Annotated in this window: 11 protein-coding genes and 1 pseudogene; 8 read left to right on the plus strand and 4 right to left on the minus strand. The window is 71.5% G+C overall.

Annotation, left to right across the window (positions count from 1 at the left end; translation table 11 throughout):
• Nucleotides 1–277: 277 nt before the first annotated feature.
• The 3 genes and pseudogenes from SCA03_RS26615 to SCA03_RS26625 form a co-directional block, all read left to right on the plus strand.
• Nucleotides 278–1,405: pseudogene (locus tag SCA03_RS26615) on the plus strand (N-acetylmuramoyl-L-alanine amidase); the annotation flags it as partial.
• Between the two features lie 292 nt (nucleotides 1,406–1,697).
• A complete protein-coding gene (locus SCA03_RS26620; RefSeq protein ID WP_230988929.1) occupies nucleotides 1,698–3,440 on the plus strand; it encodes a SpoIIE family protein phosphatase in 1,743 nt (580 codons plus the stop codon).
• A gap of 106 nt (nucleotides 3,441–3,546) precedes the next feature.
• On the plus strand, nucleotides 3,547–4,296 hold the full coding sequence (locus SCA03_RS26625) for a sulfite exporter TauE/SafE family protein (RefSeq protein ID WP_030891499.1): 750 nt from the start codon (nucleotides 3,547–3,549) through the stop codon (nucleotides 4,294–4,296).
• Nucleotides 4,297–4,373: 77 nt separating this feature from the next.
• Here the strand turns inward: SCA03_RS26625 and SCA03_RS26630 are convergent, their stop codons facing one another.
• The 4 genes from SCA03_RS26630 to SCA03_RS26645 are packed head-to-tail and all read right to left on the minus strand — an operon-like array spanning nucleotide 4,374 to nucleotide 10,172.
• The gene (locus tag SCA03_RS26630) at nucleotides 4,374–4,742 is read right to left on the minus strand and encodes a DUF6086 family protein (protein ID WP_086814616.1); all 369 of its coding nucleotides are present in this window, start codon (nucleotides 4,740–4,742) and stop codon (nucleotides 4,374–4,376) included.
• Entirely contained in the window at nucleotides 4,739–9,223 is a 4,485-nt protein-coding gene (locus SCA03_RS26635) for a DUF6531 domain-containing protein (protein ID WP_086814617.1), read from the minus strand. The genes SCA03_RS26630 and SCA03_RS26635 overlap by 4 nt, the downstream gene beginning before the upstream one ends.
• Entirely contained in the window at nucleotides 9,220–9,804 is a 585-nt protein-coding gene (locus tag SCA03_RS26640) for a hypothetical protein (protein ID WP_030889447.1), read from the minus strand. Before SCA03_RS26640 ends, SCA03_RS26635 begins: the two co-directional genes overlap by 4 nt.
• Nucleotides 9,801–10,172 carry an SseB family protein gene (locus SCA03_RS26645; protein ID WP_051846276.1) on the minus strand — a complete coding sequence of 124 codons (372 nt, stop codon included), beginning with the start codon at nucleotides 10,170–10,172 and terminating at the stop codon, nucleotides 9,801–9,803. The genes SCA03_RS26640 and SCA03_RS26645 overlap by 4 nt, the downstream gene beginning before the upstream one ends.
• 197 nt (nucleotides 10,173–10,369) lie before the next feature.
• Here SCA03_RS26645 and SCA03_RS26650 point away from each other — a divergent pair, with 197 nt between their 5' ends.
• The 5 genes from SCA03_RS26650 (at nucleotide 10,370) to SCA03_RS26670 (ending at nucleotide 16,835) form a co-directional block, all read left to right on the plus strand.
• The gene (locus tag SCA03_RS26650) at nucleotides 10,370–11,941 is read left to right on the plus strand and encodes an MFS transporter (protein WP_086814618.1); all 1,572 of its coding nucleotides are present in this window, start codon (nucleotides 10,370–10,372) and stop codon (nucleotides 11,939–11,941) included.
• A gap of 95 nt (nucleotides 11,942–12,036) precedes the next feature.
• Nucleotides 12,037–12,942 carry a LysR family transcriptional regulator gene (locus tag SCA03_RS26655; RefSeq protein WP_030889456.1) on the plus strand — a complete coding sequence of 302 codons (906 nt, stop codon included), beginning with the start codon at nucleotides 12,037–12,039 and terminating at the stop codon, nucleotides 12,940–12,942.
• A 121-nt stretch (nucleotides 12,943–13,063) separates the two neighbouring features.
• Nucleotides 13,064–13,633, plus strand: coding sequence for a cysteine dioxygenase family protein (locus tag SCA03_RS26660; RefSeq protein ID WP_030889459.1), 570 nt, complete (start codon nucleotides 13,064–13,066; stop codon nucleotides 13,631–13,633).
• On the plus strand, nucleotides 13,633–14,823 hold the full coding sequence (locus SCA03_RS26665) for a YeiH family protein (RefSeq protein WP_086814619.1): 1,191 nt from the start codon (nucleotides 13,633–13,635) through the stop codon (nucleotides 14,821–14,823). The genes SCA03_RS26660 and SCA03_RS26665 overlap by 1 nt, the downstream gene beginning before the upstream one ends.
• Before the next feature lie 209 nt (nucleotides 14,824–15,032).
• Nucleotides 15,033–16,835, plus strand: coding sequence for a DEAD/DEAH box helicase (locus SCA03_RS26670; protein WP_030889465.1), 1,803 nt, complete (start codon nucleotides 15,033–15,035; stop codon nucleotides 16,833–16,835).
• Nucleotides 16,836–16,966: the final 131 nt, after the last annotated feature.

A 16,966-nucleotide genomic window follows, 5' to 3' on the forward strand; every position in this document is an offset into this window, starting at 1 on the left:
AAAAAAGCGAGCCAACCAGACGAACCAAAAGGCGCGCCACACACAGACCAAGCAAAGGAACAGCGGCGAAGCCCGGACAAAGACGAGAAACCACGACGGCGCGAAAGCCGACCAGAAGGACGCAGAGGGGCGAGGGTACCCAGAGCGGGCAGCGAGACGCAGGGAGACGCGCGTAGACAAACCATTGTCATGCCCGCACCACCCTCGGTACGGTAACCGGCCAACCAGCCAACCGGCACGGCAGACCCGCTCCATCCCCCCACACCGAGGAGCCCCCATGTCCGACCGCACCGGCCCCCGCACCAGAATCCCCCGCACGGCCACGACGGCGACCGCCGCGGCCACGGTCCTCGCCGCGACAGCGGCCCTGCTCGTCACGGCCGCGGGCGCCGACGCCACCCCGGAACAGCCGGACCGCACCGGCACCCGCTCGCTGAACGCCTCCCTGGCGTCCGCCGCCGACGCGTACGACGTCCCGCGCGACGTCCTCGCCGCCGTCGGCTACGGCGAGACCCACTTCGACGGCCACGCCGGCAAGCCCAGCCAGGCGAACGGCTACGGCGTCATGCACCTGGTCAGCAACCCGTCCCGGCACACGCTCGAACAGGCCGCACGGCTCACCGGCGAATCCGTCGCCCGGCTGCGGCGGAACACCGACGCCAACATCCACGGCGGCGCAGCCGTCCTGCGGGCCCACGCGGACAAGCTCGGGCTGGACGCCGGCGACCGCGACGACCTCGGCGCCTGGTACCCGGCCGTCGCCCGGTACAGCGGCGCACGGGGCGGCACGGCCCGGCTGTACGCCGACACCGTGTACCGCTTCCTGAAGAAGGGGCTGCGCGCCACCACGCCGGACGGCGAACGCGTGGCCGTGTCCGCGCACGGGAGTCTCCGGCCGGACCGGTCCGGGGTCTCGGCGGCCGGGCTCGGCACGAAGAGCGAGGACTTCCCCGACGCGAAGTGGGTCCCGGCGGACGGCAACAACTTCAGCGCGGGCCGGGCGGAGAAGCTGGACAAGATCGTCATCCATGTCACCCAGGGCTCGTACGCGGGGTCCATCAGCTGGTTCCAGAACCCGGAGGCGCAGGTGAGCGCCCACTACGTCGTCCGTTCCTCGGACGGCGAGGTGACCCAGATGGTGCGGGACGCCGACACCGCCTACCACGCGCGCAGCGCCAACGCCTCCTCCCTCGGCATCGAGCACGAGGGCTACATCGACGATCCGTCCTGGTTCACGGACGCCATGTACCGCTCCTCGGCGGCCCTGACCCGTCATCTGGCCGACGCACACGGCATCCCCAAGGACCGTGAGCACATCATCGGCCACAGCGAGGCCCCCGGTAACGACCACACCGACCCCGGCCCGCACTGGGACTGGGACACCTACATGGCCCTCGTGAAGGGCTGACCCGGCCCTCGCCGAGGACCGGCGCACGACCGTCCCTCCCGGAGCCCGGAGCCCGGAGCCCGGAGCCCGGAGCCCGGAGCCCGGAGCACGGCATCCGGCGTCCGGCCTTCCGGGAGGGACCCGGGCACGGCCTCCGCACACGCACGCCCCTCGCGCGGCGCGCGCCCCGGCTCCGGTACGCCCCACGCGTCACCTCCGCCCCGCGGGGAACCCCGGAGGGCATGGCAGGACACCACCCCGGCCGGGCGCCGGCCGCCGCCGGGCGCGGGAGGCGGCACGGGAGGCAGGCATGAGGGGCCCCGACGACATGGACGAGGTGACGGAAGGGGTACAGGCGGGCGGCGGGCGGTCCACCGACCGCACCGAGGTGGCCTCGCCGGGGGCGGAGAACCTGCTGGACTCCCTGGGCAGCGCCGCCTACGTCTCGGACGAGCGCGGCTGCATCATCGGCGTCAACCACCGGGCGGAGGAGCTGCTGGGCCGGCCACCCGCGGACCTGCTCGGCCAGGACGCGCACGATCTGCTGCACCGCACCCGCAACGGTGAGTCCGTGCCGCGCACCCAGTGCCGCTTCCGGGAGGCCGAACTGGCCGGCCGTACGGCGCAGGGCGACGAGGCGTGGCTGGAGCGCGGCGACGGCACGCTGGCCCCGGTGGCCTGGCTGGCCACGCCCTGCGACACCGGGGACGGCGCCGGCACCACGATCGTGCTCTTCCACCCCGTGGGCGAGGAACCGCCGGCCGGGCCGGAGCCCCACCACAGGCCGCTGTCCGAGCGGGAGCGGCTGGCCCTGCTGGCCGAGACGACGACGCAGCTGTCCGCGACGCTGGAGGTCGAGGAGGCCGTGCGCCGGCTGGTGGCCCTCCTGGCACCCCGCCTCGCCGACTGGGTCGTGGTCGATGTGATCACCGAGCGCGACCAGGTGTGGCGCTACGCCGTCGTCCACGCCGAGGACGGCGAGGTGGTCTCCCGGGAGGACCTGGAGGGGCCCATGCCGCCGGTGCCCCAGGAGTCCCCGATGCCGCTCTCCCGGGCGCTGCGCGGCGCCGCGTCGGCCCTGGCGGGGCCCGAGACCTACGCCGGGCCGCCCGACTCCGGCATCGCCGTCGAACAGCGCCGTCTGTTCGAGGCCACGGGCATGCACTCGGCCGTCATCGCCCCGATTCCCCGGCTGCGCAAGGTGCTCGGCGCGCTGACCCTGGGCCGTTCCGAACGTCAGGAGCCGTTCACGGCGTCCGACATCACGCTGGTCGAGGACATCGCACGGCGGGCGGGGCTCTCCCTGGACAACGCCCGCCTCTACCAGCGGCAGCGCAAGGTCGCCGAGACCATGCAGCACCATCTGCTGCCCCAGCTGCCCCGGGTGCCCGAACTGGAGATGGCCGCCCGGTATCTGGCCGCCCCGGACGCCTCTCAGGTCGGCGGCGACTGGTACGACGCCTTCACCCTGCCCGACGGCGCCATGGCCCTGGCCGTCGGCGACGTCGTCGGACACGACCTCGACGCCGCGGCCGGTATGGCACAGCTGCGCAACATGCTCCGCGCCTACACGTGGTCGCAGCAGGGCCCGCCCAGCCGGATCGTCGAGTGGCTCGACGAGGCGGCACAGCACATCGCCGAGCCGTCCATGGCCACCCTCGTCCTCGCCCGGCTGACCGTGGCCGACGACGGCACCTGCCAGCTGTCCTGGACGAACGCCGGCCACCCGCCGCCGCTGCTGATCAGCCGGGACGGGCTGGCCCGCTATCTGAACGACGGGCACGACGTGCTCCTGGGCGCCGGGGACCAGGAGGGCCGGCCCGACGCCACCGTCGAGATGCCGCCCGGCTCCACGCTCCTGCTCTACACGGACGGCCTGATCGAGTCCCCGGCCCATTCCCTGGAACACGGTATGGAGGAACTGCGGCGGCACGCCGCCTATCTGGCACACCGCCCCCTGGGACCCTTCACCGACCATCTGCTGGCCCGGGCCCGCCCCTCCGACAACGAGGACGACGTCGCCCTCCTGCTGGTCCGCGCCACCTCCCGGTGACCCGCCCCGCCTCCGCCCGGCGGCCCGTACGCACAGCCGTGCGCGGCCCGTTCCGCGGAACGAACGCGGATCGTGTACCTGGCAACCAACCCGTAGGGTCCTGCCCATGGAGTGGTGGGAGTGCGCGCTGATCGCGTTCGCGGGACTGTGGGCCGGGACGATCAACACCGTGGTGGGCTCGGGAACTCTGGTGACCTTCCCGGTGCTCGTCGCCCTCGGCTATCCGCCCGTCACGGCGACGACCTCCAACGCCATCGGCCTCATCACCGGCTCCTTCACCGGCGCGTGGGGCTACCGCCACGAACTCACCGGCCAGCGCGGCCGTCTCGTCCGCTACGGCATCGCCTCGTTCTTCGGCGCCATCGGCGGGACGGTGCTGCTGCTGTCGCTGCCGCACGACGCGTTCGAGGCCATCGTGCCCGTGCTCGTCGGCCTCTCGCTCGTCCTCGTCGTCGTCCAGCCGTTCGTCGCCAAACGCCTGAAGTCCCGGGACGGCACCGCCCGTTCGGGGCCGCTGCTCTACGCCCTGATCTTCCTCATCGGCATCTACGGCGGCTACTTCACGGCCGCGCAGGGCATCATGCTCGTCGGCGTGATGGGCCTGATGCTGTCCGATCCGCTCCAGCGGCTCAACGGCTTCAAGAACCTGCTCAGCGCCATCGTCAACCTGGTGGCGGGCCTCATCTACGCCTTCGTCGCCCCGATCAGCTGGCCCGTCGTCGGCCTCATCGCCGCCAGCTCCACCCTGGGCGGCCTCCTCGGCGCCAAGATCGGCCGCAGACTCCCCCCGACCGCCCTCCGCACCGTCATCGTCCTCATCGGCGCCCTGGCCATCGTCCGCTTGGTGACGGAGTGAGCCTTTTCTGGAGCCGTCGCCTTGCGCGGCGTGCTCATCCGGCTTCCCGGCGCGGCAGTCCGCCTCAGTGGTACCGGTCAGCCCTCCGGCATGCTGCCCAGCAGGCAGAGCAACTCGTCCCTGTGCTGCTCCCACACGGCGCTCACGCTTTCCCGCCCGCCGTGGCCCCCTGCGCGTTCCAGCAGAGCCACCGAGATCAGCACCGCTCCCTTCTCCAGTGACCGGAGCGCGGGATTATTGCTTCCCAGATATCTCCTGCACAGCTCCTCTGTGAACCCGGCGAACTCGCCGAGGGTGATTGCGCATTCGTCGTCCACGATGTCGCCGACACCGGATTCCCCGCCGAACAGCCCGGCGATCCCATGAACCTGCCCCACATAGAGTTCGGCGACGGAGTTCGACGGGTTCCAGACGTCCGTCCCGGAGACGTTGAAGTAGCAACTCAATCTGCCCACCTTATTCGTACTTCTACGCCGGGATTGTTTTGCTGCCATGCTGCGACCGCTGATTCTACTGCGCGTCGGAAGGTCGGCGTTGCCCCGGGTTCGACGAAGCTGAGTCCAATGGGGGCGTTTTCCCAGCCCGGAAGGTGTGACCTGGCACGTACGTAGGCGTCAAGTTTCTTGAAGACATGCTTGTTCACCCAAGGGTCGATCTTCATGTTCGGATTCTGTCCTGTTGCGCTCTTCTCCTCCCACAGGGTTCCGTTTTCGATGCGATCGATATCCGTGATGGTGTCCGCTGGATTCGCCGGGTTGTCCACAATGTAGTTGGTGTCTCCCTCAACAGGAGGACGGTCCCGGTTTGACTTCCCGTCCGCGGGACAACCTTCCCTCCCGAGGACATCGACTCGACCGAGAGGATTTCCCACATAGCCGTACGGATGGGGCCCGGGAGACAGCCCCAACGGGTCCGCCGACAGGTACCGCCCCGTCTCCGGATCGTAGTAGCGGGAGAAGTTGTAGTTGAGACCCGTTTCCTGGTCCGCGTACTGGCCGGGGAAGCGGAGGGGGCAGCTGGTGGTTGTGGGATTCGGTGGGCTCGGGAGTGGGGTGCCCCAGAGGGTTGTGCGGTGTCGCCAGGTCACCTCGCCGGCCGGGGTGAGGAGTTCGGTGGGGGTGCCCGTGAGGTCCGTGAGGACAGCGTGGAAGCGCGTCACACCGAGTTCGCGGTCGGTCTGGGTGAGGGGGCGGTGTGTGCCCGGGGCGTAGTCCCAGGTGGTGGAGCCGTTGGGGGAGGACTGTTCGGCGAGGCGGGTTCCGTCCCAGGCGAAGGTGAGGAGGTCGGCGTCGGTTGGACCCGTTTTGGCCGTGCGACGGCCGAGGGGGTCGTAGGTGTACGTCCACACCTCTCCCCGGGGATTCGTCGCACGGGTCAGTTGGTCCTGGGCGTTCCAGGTGTAGGTCCAGGTGCGGGTCTGCCCGTTGAGGAGTTTCCGGGTGCGGCGGGTGAGGCGCCCGGCCGCGTCGTAGCTGTAGCTCGTGCGGCCGGACGCGCGGAGAAGGGTGCCCTCGTAGTGGCGGTCCCCGGGGTCTGGATGGGCCGGGGCGGTGGCGTGGGTCTGGTTTCCGACGGTGTCGTAGGCGTACTTCTCGGTCCAGCCGTGCGCCTGGACAGCGGTGACTCTGCCCTGTGAGTCGAGCGAGAAGTTGCGGGTCCCGGAGGTGAGTTCGCGGATCTCTGTGACGTAGCCGTCGGGACGGTAAGCGTAGGAGCGGTGTTGGAGGAGATCACCGGTCACGGTCGTGGCGGTCTCCGACCTGAGACGGGCTCGGGCGTCCCAGGACCGGGTGAGGCCGAGGTCTCCGACACTGCGGCGGGTCTCCCGGCCGGCTGCGTCATAGGTGAAGGCGAGGCTGTGGGAGTCCACGTCCGAGGAGCCGGTCCATGCCGTGGTGAGCGTGACCGGGCGGCCGGTCGCATCGTGTGTCCACGTGGACGTCAGACCGGACGGGGTGGTGCGGCGAACGCGGTTGCCTGCCGCGTCGTAGCCGAATGTGGTCGTCGCGCCGTTGACGGTTTCCTTGGTCAGCCGGCCCGCCGGGTCCCTTTCCAGGGACAGCTCGGTGCCGGCGCCGGCTGCGTGGACGAGCTCACCGTTGGCGTCGTAGGTGTAGGCCGTCGCCTCGCCTGTGGACTCGTCGACCTGGGTGACCGGGCGGCCCATCGCGTCGTAGCTGTACCGGAGCGTTTCGCCGAGAGCGTTGGTTCGGGCCGTGAGGCGGCCTGCGGCGTCGAGCGTGTAGGTGCGGGTCGCGCCGGTGAAGTCGGTCTCGGAGACGAGACGGCCTGCCGCGTCGTAGTCGTAACGCCAGTGTTTCCCTTGGGGGTTGGTGACCGATATGAGCCGTAATTCGGTGTCGTAGTCGAAGGTGTAATGGGCACCGTCCGGGTCGGTCCGGGTGGCGACGAGGTCGAAGTAGGTGGGGGAGTAGCGCGTGGTGTTACCAGCCTCGTCCGTGTGCGAGACGAGGTTGCCTTCGCCGTCCCACTTCCACTCCTCGCGGGCACCGTCCGGGTGTTCCCGCCAGGCCGGCTTGCCCTCGATGGTCCAGCCCTGGCGGGTGGTGTTGCCCAACGGGTCGGTGACGGCGGTGATTCGGCCGTGCGGGCCACGGCGTACGAGGGTGGTGGCGCCGAGAGCGTCGGTGAGCGCGATCGGGAGGCCCGCCGCGTCGGTGGTGACCGTCGTCGTGTTGCCGAGTGGATCGGTGACGGCGGTGAGGTGACCACCGGGTCCGTAGGTGTAGTGCGTCGTCGCACCGGTCGGGTCGGTGGTCGAGGTGCGGGCGCCGCGGCCGTCGTAAGTGTGGCGCCATGTGCCACCGGCCGGATCACGGATCTCCACGGGCAGGCCCCGGGCGTCGTGGATTGCCTCGATGACCGTGCCGTCCGGCCGCTCGACGGCTGCGAGGTTTTCTTCGCTGTCGTACCGGTAGCGCGTCGTGTGGCCGAGCGGATCGGTGACGGACACGGGGTTGCGCCCGGCCTCGTCCCAGACGGTGCGGGTGGTGTTGCCGAGCGGATCCGTCTTCTCGACGAGTTGGCATGCTTCGTTGAAGACGTAGGTGGTGGTGTTGCCCTGGGAGTCCGTGTAGGAGGTCGTGCGGCCGGCCGGGTCGTAGTGGAAGCGGCCGGACAGGGCTCCCTGGGGGCCGATTCCTCGCAGCACGCGCCCCCGGTGGTCGTACACGTACGCGTACGAGGTGCCGTTGCGGTCGGTCCAGCTGGTGATGCGGTGCTCGTCGTCGTAGCTGAACCGTAGCGGCAGACCGGTGGAGTTGAGGACTTCCGTCAGATTGCCCGAGTCGTCGTAGCCGTAGGAGACGAGCCGGGTGCTGCGCTCGTGGTTCTCCCCGTGGAGGAGACGCAGGGCGGTGATCCGGTGCAAGGCCGCGTCGGTGTCGATGGCGATGTGATAACCGCCGGAGTGGCTGATGGCGACGGGAGCGCCTGCGTTGTCGTAACTGACTTCGATGCGGTCACCCTCGCCGGTGCGGTCCGTGATCGCGGCGAGGGCCAGTTCGCGTCCGCTCACCGGGAGCGGCGCGAAGTGCAGGGCGCGGTTCTTGTCCGGGATGGTGAGGGTGACGGTGCTCTCAGGGGTGCCGTCCCACAGCAGTGGCCAGCGAGGGCCCGCGGTGGGGAGCGTGGCGACGCCGGGCTCGGGGACGGGGTAGGTCAGCACGATGCCGTCGTGCCCGACGAAGACGGCCCCGGCCTCGTCGAGTTCGAGACGCTGATCGAGCGTCGCCGCCCAGGTGGGGCCGAACCAGCCACCGCATGGGTGCCCGGAGACGTAGTGGCGGTCCAGGACGAGCGGGAGAGAGCCGGGCAGGCTCACATCCGTCGCCGCCATGACCATTTCCCCGGTCGCGACATCGACCGGTTCGCCTTCCTTGGTCTTCTGACCGTCCTCCCGGTGCGGGCCGTCCGAAGTGTCTCCGCGTTTGCGCGCGCTCCCGTCCCGGCGCAACGCCTTCTCGCGGGCCGCTAGCCGTTTTCCGGGTGACATGCCTCGAGTCAGGCCGCGGCGCCCGGCACCCGCCGGTCCCATCGCCAGCGCGAGCAGCATGTCCGCGGTGAGATGGCCCCCGGCTCGGGCCGGGTTGCGCTGCCATTCCTCCCAATTGCTGACGGCCTTGGCGAACTCCTTCGGGTGCTGGACCGCATACGCCGCGCCGTCCGCCATGTTCGCCAACTGGAGCCCGGCCCCGCCCGGCCCGTCCTCGATGAAGAACTCGGCGTTCTTGAAGGTCTCCAGGGCGGAGTCACCCATCCCCAGGAGGAAGTCCTGACCGTGCTTTTTCACCGCATCTGCGCCCTTGAGCCCCGGGGGCTGATCGGGCGCTTTCTTCGCTGCCTTGTCGAGTTTGCCCTTGGCGGCATCGACGACCCCTTGGAGCTCCGTCTCCAACCTGTCCAGACGGCGGTAGCAGTCCTCCAGCGCGGCGATCCCCGGATCGTCGTCCGGGGGCCGGTCCGGCAGAGGATCGTCCCTGCGGTCGACAGCCTCGTTGTATTCGCCGACTTCTTTCCAGTGCCGTTTCGAGGTCGCCCGGGCCGCGTCCGCGTCCGCGATGATCGGCTTGACCCGTTTGTGGACGGAGCGGAGCTTGTCCGCGTACGCATCGAGGGCGTTGGCTGCTGCTTCGAACCAAGCCTTCGCCGAATCCAGTTCCTTCGGAAGCTTCGCGAGGGCGTGCTCGAAGCTGTCCGAACCGGCGCCGGTCCAGTTCTTCGTGGCGAGGACGTCCAGCTGTGCCTTGCCGTCCTCGAAAGCGCCGGCGTAGGCGCGGAGTTTGACGACCAGGTCGTCGATGTCGGACGGCTTGCCGATGATGACGTCCTCGGGCTCGGCGTTCGGCGGTATGCGTTCGACCTGGCCACCGCCTATGTTGCCCTGCGTCGCGTCCTTGGAAGTCATGCCATCGGCACCTTGTCACCGCCGTCGGTCTCCCAACCGCCGTCGTAGCGCTGGCGCGGGTTCCGAGGGACGTCCTGCCAGTTCCCGGGCCCGGCGCCGCCGGCTTCTTTGGGGCTCTCGGACCCGTCGTCGTCCATCCAGGGTTCCTGGTAGATGTCCGGCGCGGGGTCGAAGTGGGGTCGGCTGCCCTGTTGCCATGCCTTGATCCCGGCTTCGCCGAAGGGCAGCTTCGCCATGTTGTCGGCCGTCGGCTCGAAGTTCTTGATCCCCAGCAGGTCGGCCATCATGTAGGCGACGAGCACCTGATGGAGGGTCTTCACCACGGTGTCCGTGTGTTCGGCGACCCTCCCCATGCCGTACCCCCACGAGGAGAGCATGCCTTTGGCCGAGGAGACGATGTCGATCGTGGCGGAGGTGTTGATGTTCTCCGCCATCGGCTTCCAGTCGTCCTTGATCTTCCGCGCTGCGACGACGGACTCCTCCAGAGGTTTCAAGATCTTGCGTACCGAAGAGATCTGAATCTTGTAGCCGTCCCCGGGCTTCCACTCCCCCGTTCCGCCCTGCTGTCCGATGTCGCTCACTCGGTCTCTCCTCGCGGCGGCGTGGCTTCCGTTGGTGTCCGATCTTCCGTCGTGTCACGGGCAGCCGCGTTCCCCAGGAGAAAGGCGTGCGGTTCCAGGGGGTCCACCAGCGCACGTACCCCCAGCGGCAGCAGCTGCGTCAGGTCGCCGACGGTCGTGGAAGCCCAGGCGCATGCTCCTGCGAAGCGTGCCAAACCCTCCAGCGAGCTGAACACCGGGACGACGGGGCCGTCTTCGGTTTCGGAGACCAGGAAACCCGGCCGTTCGGGGCGCTGGAAGTACACGCGGACCGCCTGCGCTGCTGCCAGTCGTTCCGCGTGCGGTGTCTCTGCCGCCGCCTCGGTGCGCACGAGGTCGCGCAACCGCATTGTCCGCCCCCCGAGTTGGTCGCTGTGCGTGTCGGTGGTCGCCCGTCGCGCATCCTCGCACAGCCGGTCGGTGACCGGCTGTGCGGCCGCGGATTCGGCCGGTGAGCGGGGGTGGTGCGGATGTCTAGGACCAGCGGCCCAGGGAGGTCCGTACTGCGTAGGTGGTGCGAGGGGGGCCGGGCTCTTACGTTGGGCGCATGGGTGCTTTCGACGAGGGTGATACGGGCGGGGCCCGGACGGCAGGTGCGGGGCCGGAGCCGCGCGGGGCAGGGGACGGTGCGGCCGGCCCGGAGGCGAAAGCGCGGGCGGCGGTCGAGGCGCAGGCGGCCGACGGTGCCGGCGGGGCGCGGAAGGAGACGGCGCTGAGCCGGCCGCACCGGGCGCTGACGCTGGGGATCGTCTCCGTCGTGCTGCTGATCGCGTTCGAGGCGACCGCGGTGGGGACGGCGATGCCGGTGGCGGCCGACGAGTTGAACGGGATCGGGCTCTACCCGTACGCGTTCTCGGCGTTCTTCACGACGTCGGTGGTGGGCATGGTCGTCTCCGGGCAGTGGTGCGACCGGCGGGGCCCGCTGCCGCCGCTGATGACGGGGATCGGGGCGTTCGCCGGCGGGCTGGTGCTGTCCGGGACGGCGGTCTCCATGTGGATCTTCGTGCTGGGCCGTGCGGTGCAGGGCATCGGCGGCGGGCTGGTGATCGTCTCGCTGTACGTCACGGTGAGCCGGGCGTTTCCCGCGTCGGTGCGGCCGAAGGTGCTGGCGGCGTTCGCGGCCTCGTGGGTGGTGCCGTCGGTCGTCGGGCCGCTGATCTCGGGGACCGTCACCCAACAGCTCGGCTGGCGCTGGGTGTTCCTGGGGATACCGGTGCTGGTGGTGCTGCCGCTCGTGGTGATGCTGCCGCCGCTGCGGCGCAAGGCGTCCGGGCCGCCCCCGGGCGCGGGGGAGCGCAGCGCCGAGAGCGCCGAGGAGGACCGGCGGCGGATCCGGCTGGCGATCGCCGTGGCCGTGGGCGCCGGGCTGCTCCAGTACGCCAGCCAGGATCTGCGGCTGGTGGCGCTGGTGCCGGCCGCGGCCGGGCTGGCCCTGCTCGTGCCGTCGGTGCGGGCGCTGCTGCCGCGGGGCACGCTGCGGGCGGCGCGCGGACTGCCGACGGTGGTGCTGCTGCGCGGTATGGCGGCCGGTTCGTACATCGTCGCCGAGAGCTTCGTCCCGCTCATGCTCGTCACCCAGCGGGGGCTGTCGGTGACGATGGCGGGGCTCACGCTCGCGGCGGGCGGGGCCAGTTGGGCGCTCGGCTCCTTTGTGCAGTCCCGTCCGGGTATGGACGACCGGCGGCAGTCGCTGGCCCGGTTCGGCATGGTGTTCGTCACCTTCTCGCTCGTGTACGCGCCGGTGGTGCTGGTGCCCTCGGTGCCGGTGTGGACGCTCGCCGCCGGTATGGCGGTCGGCTGTTTCGGCATGGGGCTGGTGATCTCCTCGCTGAGCGTGCTGCTGCTCCAGCTGTCGGCGCCCGAGGAGACGGGCCGCAACTCCGCCGCGCTCCAGCTGTGCGACGGCTTGTCGAACGTGCTGCTGCTGGCGGCGACCGGAGCGGTGTTCACCTCGCTGGGCGGCGGCTCGGTGACCGTCGGGGCGGGCCACACCGCGCAGGGTGCGGACGGCGGGCAGCCGAGCGCGTTCGTCGCGGTGTACGCCGTCTCGGCCGTCGTCGCGCTCGGGGGCGTGCTGGTGGCGGGACGGCTGCGCCCGAAGGAGCCGTCGGCGGCCTGAGTCGGCCGGTGTCCGGCCGTCCGCCCCGGACGAAGATCCAAAAGCGCTGCTCGGGGGCGGGTTGGCGCAACCCAAAATCCGCTTATGGTGCTGTCATGTTCGACTCCCGGCACATCCGGACCTTCCACGAGGTGGTGCGGAGCGGCTCGTACTCCGCGGCAGCCCGCGCCCTCGGGTACACCCAGCCCGCGATCACCCAGCAGATGAAGGCGCTGGAGCGCGCGGTGGGCACGCCGCTGTTCGTCCGGGCCGGGCGCAGCATGCGGCTGACGGAGGCCGGGGAGACGCTGTCGCGGCACGCGGAGACGATCCTGGACAGCATCAGCACCGCGCAGCAGCAGATGGCCTCGCTGACCCGGCTGCGGGCGGGAAAGGTCAGCGTGTGCGCCTTCCCCAGCGCGGCGGCGACGCTCGTCCCGGAGGCGCTGGCCCGGCTCGGGGCGGCGCACCCGGGCATAAGGGTCGAGTTGCAGGAGGGGGAGCCGCCGGAGTCGCTGCGCCGGGTGGTGCGGGGCGAGTGCGACATCACGCTGGCCTTCACCTACCCCGGCCTGCACGAACAGGTGCCCGAGGAGCTGGTGGAGATCCCGCTGCTGGAGGACCAGCTCACGGTGCTGCTGCCGACGGGGCATCCGATGGCGCGGCGGCGCGCGGTCAAGCTCGCTGAGCTGGCCGGCGAGCGGTGGATCGCCGGCTGTCTGCGCTGCCGGGCCAACTTCCTGCACGAGTGCGCCGAGTTGGGCTTCGCTCCGGACATCGCCTTCACGACGGACGACAACCTGGTGGTGCAGAGCCTCGTCGCGGAGGGCCTGGGCATCGCGATGATGCCGGGGCTCGTCCTGTCGTTCCTCGTCCACCAGAAGGTCACGGGCCGGGCGCTCGACCCGGCGTCCCGGCGCCAGGTGTCGGCGTACGTGCTGCGCGAGCATCTGGAGATACCGGCGACGTCCCTCGTCCTGGACGAGCTGCGCGCGGCGGCCGAGCGGCGGGTCGGCTGCTGAGCGCCCGCCGGGCCGCGGCCCGCCGGGGTGGACGGGGCGGGCCCGATCCATAAGCGGTTGTGAGGAGTGGCCCAACAAACCGTCGTTGGACGTGATACGTGGCCGGGGTCACGCTCCCCCTATGGCTGCTACCACCGATACGCCCACCGTCCGTGCGACCGAACGGCTGCGCACCCTCGTCGGCGAGGTGCGCGAGGCGGTCGGCCGCGGGCTGCCGCCGGACGTCACCGCCTACCTCGTCGGGGAGAAGCTCGCCCCGCACCTGGGAGCCGCCGACCTGCTGACCGCGGCCCAGCGCGAACCGGACCCGGAGCGCTACCGGCAGCACCTGCTGCACGCCGAGCAGGACGGCAGCTTCTCCCTCGTCGCGCTGGTGTGGCTGCCCGGCCAGCGCACTCCCGTGCACGACCACGTCTCCTGGTGTGTGACGGGCGTCCACGAGGGCGAGGAGCACGAGCGCCGCTACCGGCTGCTGCCCGCCGAGGCGGCCGGGGACAGCGCCCGGCTGGTCGCGACGGAGGACGTGGTCAACCCGCTGGGCTCGGTGTGCGGGTTCGCGCCGCCCGGGGACATCCACCGGGTGTGGAACGGCGGCGAGTCCCTCGCGGTCTCGATCCACATCTACGGCGCCGACATATCCCGGCTGGGCAGCAGCGTCCGCCGGGTCTACGAGCTGCCGGCCGACGCCTGATGGCGCTGCTCGGGGACCGCGCCGGCACGCGTGAGCCGTCGGCGCCCGCCACCGGCGGCACGCCCCCGCGCGCCCCCAGCCGGCTGCCCGGGCTGGCCATGGCGGCGCTCGGGGTCGCCGTGGCCTCCGGTGTGCATCTGCTGGTACCGGCCGTGCCGATGCTCACGGCCGCCGTCGTGCTGGGCATCCTCGCCGCCCATCTGCCCGGACTGCGCGGGCTGGTGCGCGGCCCCGGGCGGCGGGGGCTGACCCTCGCAGGGAAGCGGCTGATGCGGCTGGGCATCGTCCTGCTCGGGCTGAAGCTGGGGCTGCGGGACGTGCTGGGGCTCGGCTGGGCGACGGTGGCGATGGTGGCCGTCGTGGTCACCGCGACCTTCTTCGGCACGGTGTGGCTGGGCCGCAGGCTGGGGCTGCGCGGCGACCAGCCGCTGCTGATCGCCACCGGCTACTCGATCTGCGGTGCCTCCGCGATCGGCGCCGTCAGCGAGGTGCGCGACGGCTACGAGGGCGACGAGGAGGACACCGCCACCTCGGTGGCCCTCGTCACCCTGTGCGGGACGCTCGCCATCGCCGTACTGCCGCTGCTCCAGGGCCCGCTCGGGCTGGACGCGACGCAGTTCGGCCGCTGGGTCGGTGCCGGGGTGCACGACGTGGGCCAGGTCGTCGCCACCGCGCAGACGGCCGGTCCGGACGCGCTCGGCCAGGCCGTGCTGGTCAAGCTGATGCGGGTGATGCTGCTGGCCCCGCTGGTCGCCGCCGTCGTCGTGGCGGGCCGGCGCCGGCGAGCGGCGGCGAAGGCGGCCGCCGCACGGGCGGCGACGCAGGCGGCGGAGGGCGCCGGGGGCGCGGAAGGCGGCGCACCGGGCGCTGAGGGCGCTGAGGGCGCGGTGGGTGCTGAGGGCGCGGCAGGTGCGGGCGCCGAGGGGAAGCGGCCGCCGCTCGTACCGCTGTTCGTCCTCGGGTTCCTCGCGATGGTCGCGGTACGGACGACGGGGCTGCTGCCCACCGCCGTGCTGGACGGCGCGGGCCAGGTCCAGGAGATCCTGCTGGCCGCGGCCCTGTTCGGGCTCGGCAGCGCCGTCCATCTGCCGTCGCTGGCGCGCACCGGCGGCCGGGTGGCGACGCTCGGCCTGGCCTCCTGGGTGGTGATCGCCGGCGTCTCGTACGGCGGCGTCCTGCTCACCACCTGAACCCGGGCCGGCCGGTCCGCCCCCGCCCGGCCCGGGCGGGGGCGGCGGCGTGTGGGCCGGGGAGACCGGGCCGGGGCGGCGGGTGTGCGGGGGATTCCGGGGGCCGGACGAGGCGGGCGCGGGGCGCGGGTAGGCTGGCGCGTTGCGCAGACCTGGCGCCGTCCCCGGCAGTCCGGGCCGTCCCACGCAACCGACCGGTATCGGAGACCGTGACTACCACTCCCACCACCCCCAGCAACAACACCCACCTGTCGCCCGCCTTCCCCGGCCGCGCCCCCTGGGGCACGGCGAACAAGCTGCGCGCCTGGCAGCAGGCGGCGATGGACGCGTATCTGGAGCGGCAGCCGCGCGACTTCCTGGCCGTCGCGACGCCCGGCGCCGGTAAGACGACGTTCGCGCTGACGCTGGCGTCCTGGCTGCTCCACCACCACGTCGTCCAGCAGGTGACCGTCGTCGCGCCGACCGAGCACCTCAAGAAGCAGTGGGCCGAGGCCGCCGCACGGGTCGGGATCAAGCTCGACCCGGACTACAGCGCGGGGCCGTTGAGCAAGGAGTACCACGGGGTCGCGCTCACCTACGCGGGCGTGGGCGTGCGCCCGATGCTGCACCGCAACCGCGTCGAGCAGCGCAAGACCCTGGTCATCCTCGACGAGATCCACCACGCCGGCGACAGCCGCTCCTGGGGCGAGGCGTGTCTGGAGGCGTTCGAACCGGCCACCCGGCGCCTCGCGCTGACCGGCACCCCGTTCCGCTCGGACACCAACCCGATCCCGTTCGTGGAGTACGCCGAGGACGCCGAGGGCGTGCGCCGCTCCGTCGCCGACTACACCTACGGCTACGGCGACGCCCTCGCCAACGGCGTCGTGCGGCCCGTCATCTTCCTCTCCTACAGCGGCAACATGCGCTGGCGCACCAAGGCGGGCGACGAGATCGAGGCCCGGCTCGGCGAGCCGATGACCAAGGACGCCATCTCGCAGGCGTGGCGCACCGCGCTGGACCCGCGCGGCGAGTGGATGCCCTCGGTGCTGCGCGCCGCCGACCACCGGCTCACCGAGGTCCGCAAGGCCGTGCCCGACGCGGGCGGCCTCGTCATCGCCTCCGACCAGGACCAGGCCCGCGCCTACGCCAAGCTGCTGCGGGAGATCACCGGCACCGGGCCCACCGTCGTCCTCTCCGACGACGCGGGCGCCTCCCAGCGCATCGAGGACTTCCGGCACGGCGACGACCGCTGGATGGTCGCCGTCCGCATGGTGTCCGAGGGCGTCGACGTGCCGCGGCTGGCCGTCGGCGTGTACGCGACGACGGTCTCCACACCGCTGTTCTTCGCCCAGGCCATCGGCCGCTTCGTCCGCTCCCGGCGGCGCGGCGAGACCGCCTCCGTCTTCCTGCCGACGATCCCCACCCTGCTCGGCTTCGCCAACGAGATGGAGGTCGAGCGCGACCACGTCCTCGACAAGCCGAAGAAGGAGACGGAGGACGACCCGTACGCCGAGGAGGCGGACCTGCTCAAGGAGGCCGAGCAGGAGCAGTCCGAGGAGGACGCGGACACCGGCGACCAACTGCCGTTCGAGGCGCTGGAGTCCGACGCCGTCTTCGACCGGGTCATGTACGACGGCGCCGAGTTCGGTATGCAGGCGCACCCGGGCAGCGAGGAGGAACAGGACTACCTCGGCATCCCCGGCCTGCTGGAGCCCGACCAGGTGCAACTGCTGCTCCAGAAGCGGCAGGCCCGGCAGATCGCGCACAGCAGGAAGAAGCCCGACGACGAGGCCGATCTGCTGGAGGTACCGGCCGAGCGGCGCCCCGTCGTCACGCACAAGGAACTGCTGGAGAAGCGCAAGCAGCTCAACACGCTGGTGGGTGCGTACGTGCACCAGAGCGGCAAGCCGCACGGCGTGATCCACAACGAGCTGCGCCGGGCGTGCGGGGGCCCGCCGAGCGCGGAGGCGACGGCGGGGCAGATCGAGGCCCGGATCGCCAAGGTCCGCGAGTGGGCAACCCGGATGCGCTGAACCGCCACACCTTCGCCGAATCGTCACACCCTCGCCCCGCACCGTGCGTTTCCGGGGAGAGCGACGGGAGGACGGCCGGGAGCCCAGGGGAAGGGGGAGATCAGCGGGAGATCAACCGGACGTTCCCTGGG

The organism is Streptomyces cacaoi (genome assembly GCF_006539165.1).
GTDB lineage: Bacteria > Actinomycetota > Actinomycetes > Streptomycetales > Streptomycetaceae > Streptomyces > Streptomyces cacaoi.

Excerpts from the sequence above, each read along its gene's own strand:
- SCA03_RS26620 (WP_230988929.1), top strand. The coding sequence starts at position 1,698 with ATGAGGGGCCCCGACGACATGGACGAGGTGACGGAAGGGGTACAGGCG.
- SCA03_RS26625 (WP_030891499.1), top strand. The coding sequence starts at position 3,547 with ATGGAGTGGTGGGAGTGCGCGCTGATCGCGTTCGCGGGACTGTGGGCC.
- SCA03_RS26635 (WP_086814617.1), bottom strand. The coding sequence starts at position 9,223 with ATGACTTCCAAGGACGCGACGCAGGGCAACATAGGCGGTGGCCAGGTC.
- SCA03_RS26645 (WP_051846276.1), bottom strand. The coding sequence starts at position 10,172 with ATGCGGTTGCGCGACCTCGTGCGCACCGAGGCGGCGGCAGAGACACCG.
- SCA03_RS26650 (WP_086814618.1), top strand. The coding sequence starts at position 10,370 with ATGGGTGCTTTCGACGAGGGTGATACGGGCGGGGCCCGGACGGCAGGT.
- SCA03_RS26655 (WP_030889456.1), top strand. The coding sequence starts at position 12,037 with ATGTTCGACTCCCGGCACATCCGGACCTTCCACGAGGTGGTGCGGAGC.
- SCA03_RS26660 (WP_030889459.1), top strand. The coding sequence starts at position 13,064 with ATGGCTGCTACCACCGATACGCCCACCGTCCGTGCGACCGAACGGCTG.
- SCA03_RS26665 (WP_086814619.1), top strand. The coding sequence starts at position 13,633 with ATGGCGCTGCTCGGGGACCGCGCCGGCACGCGTGAGCCGTCGGCGCCC.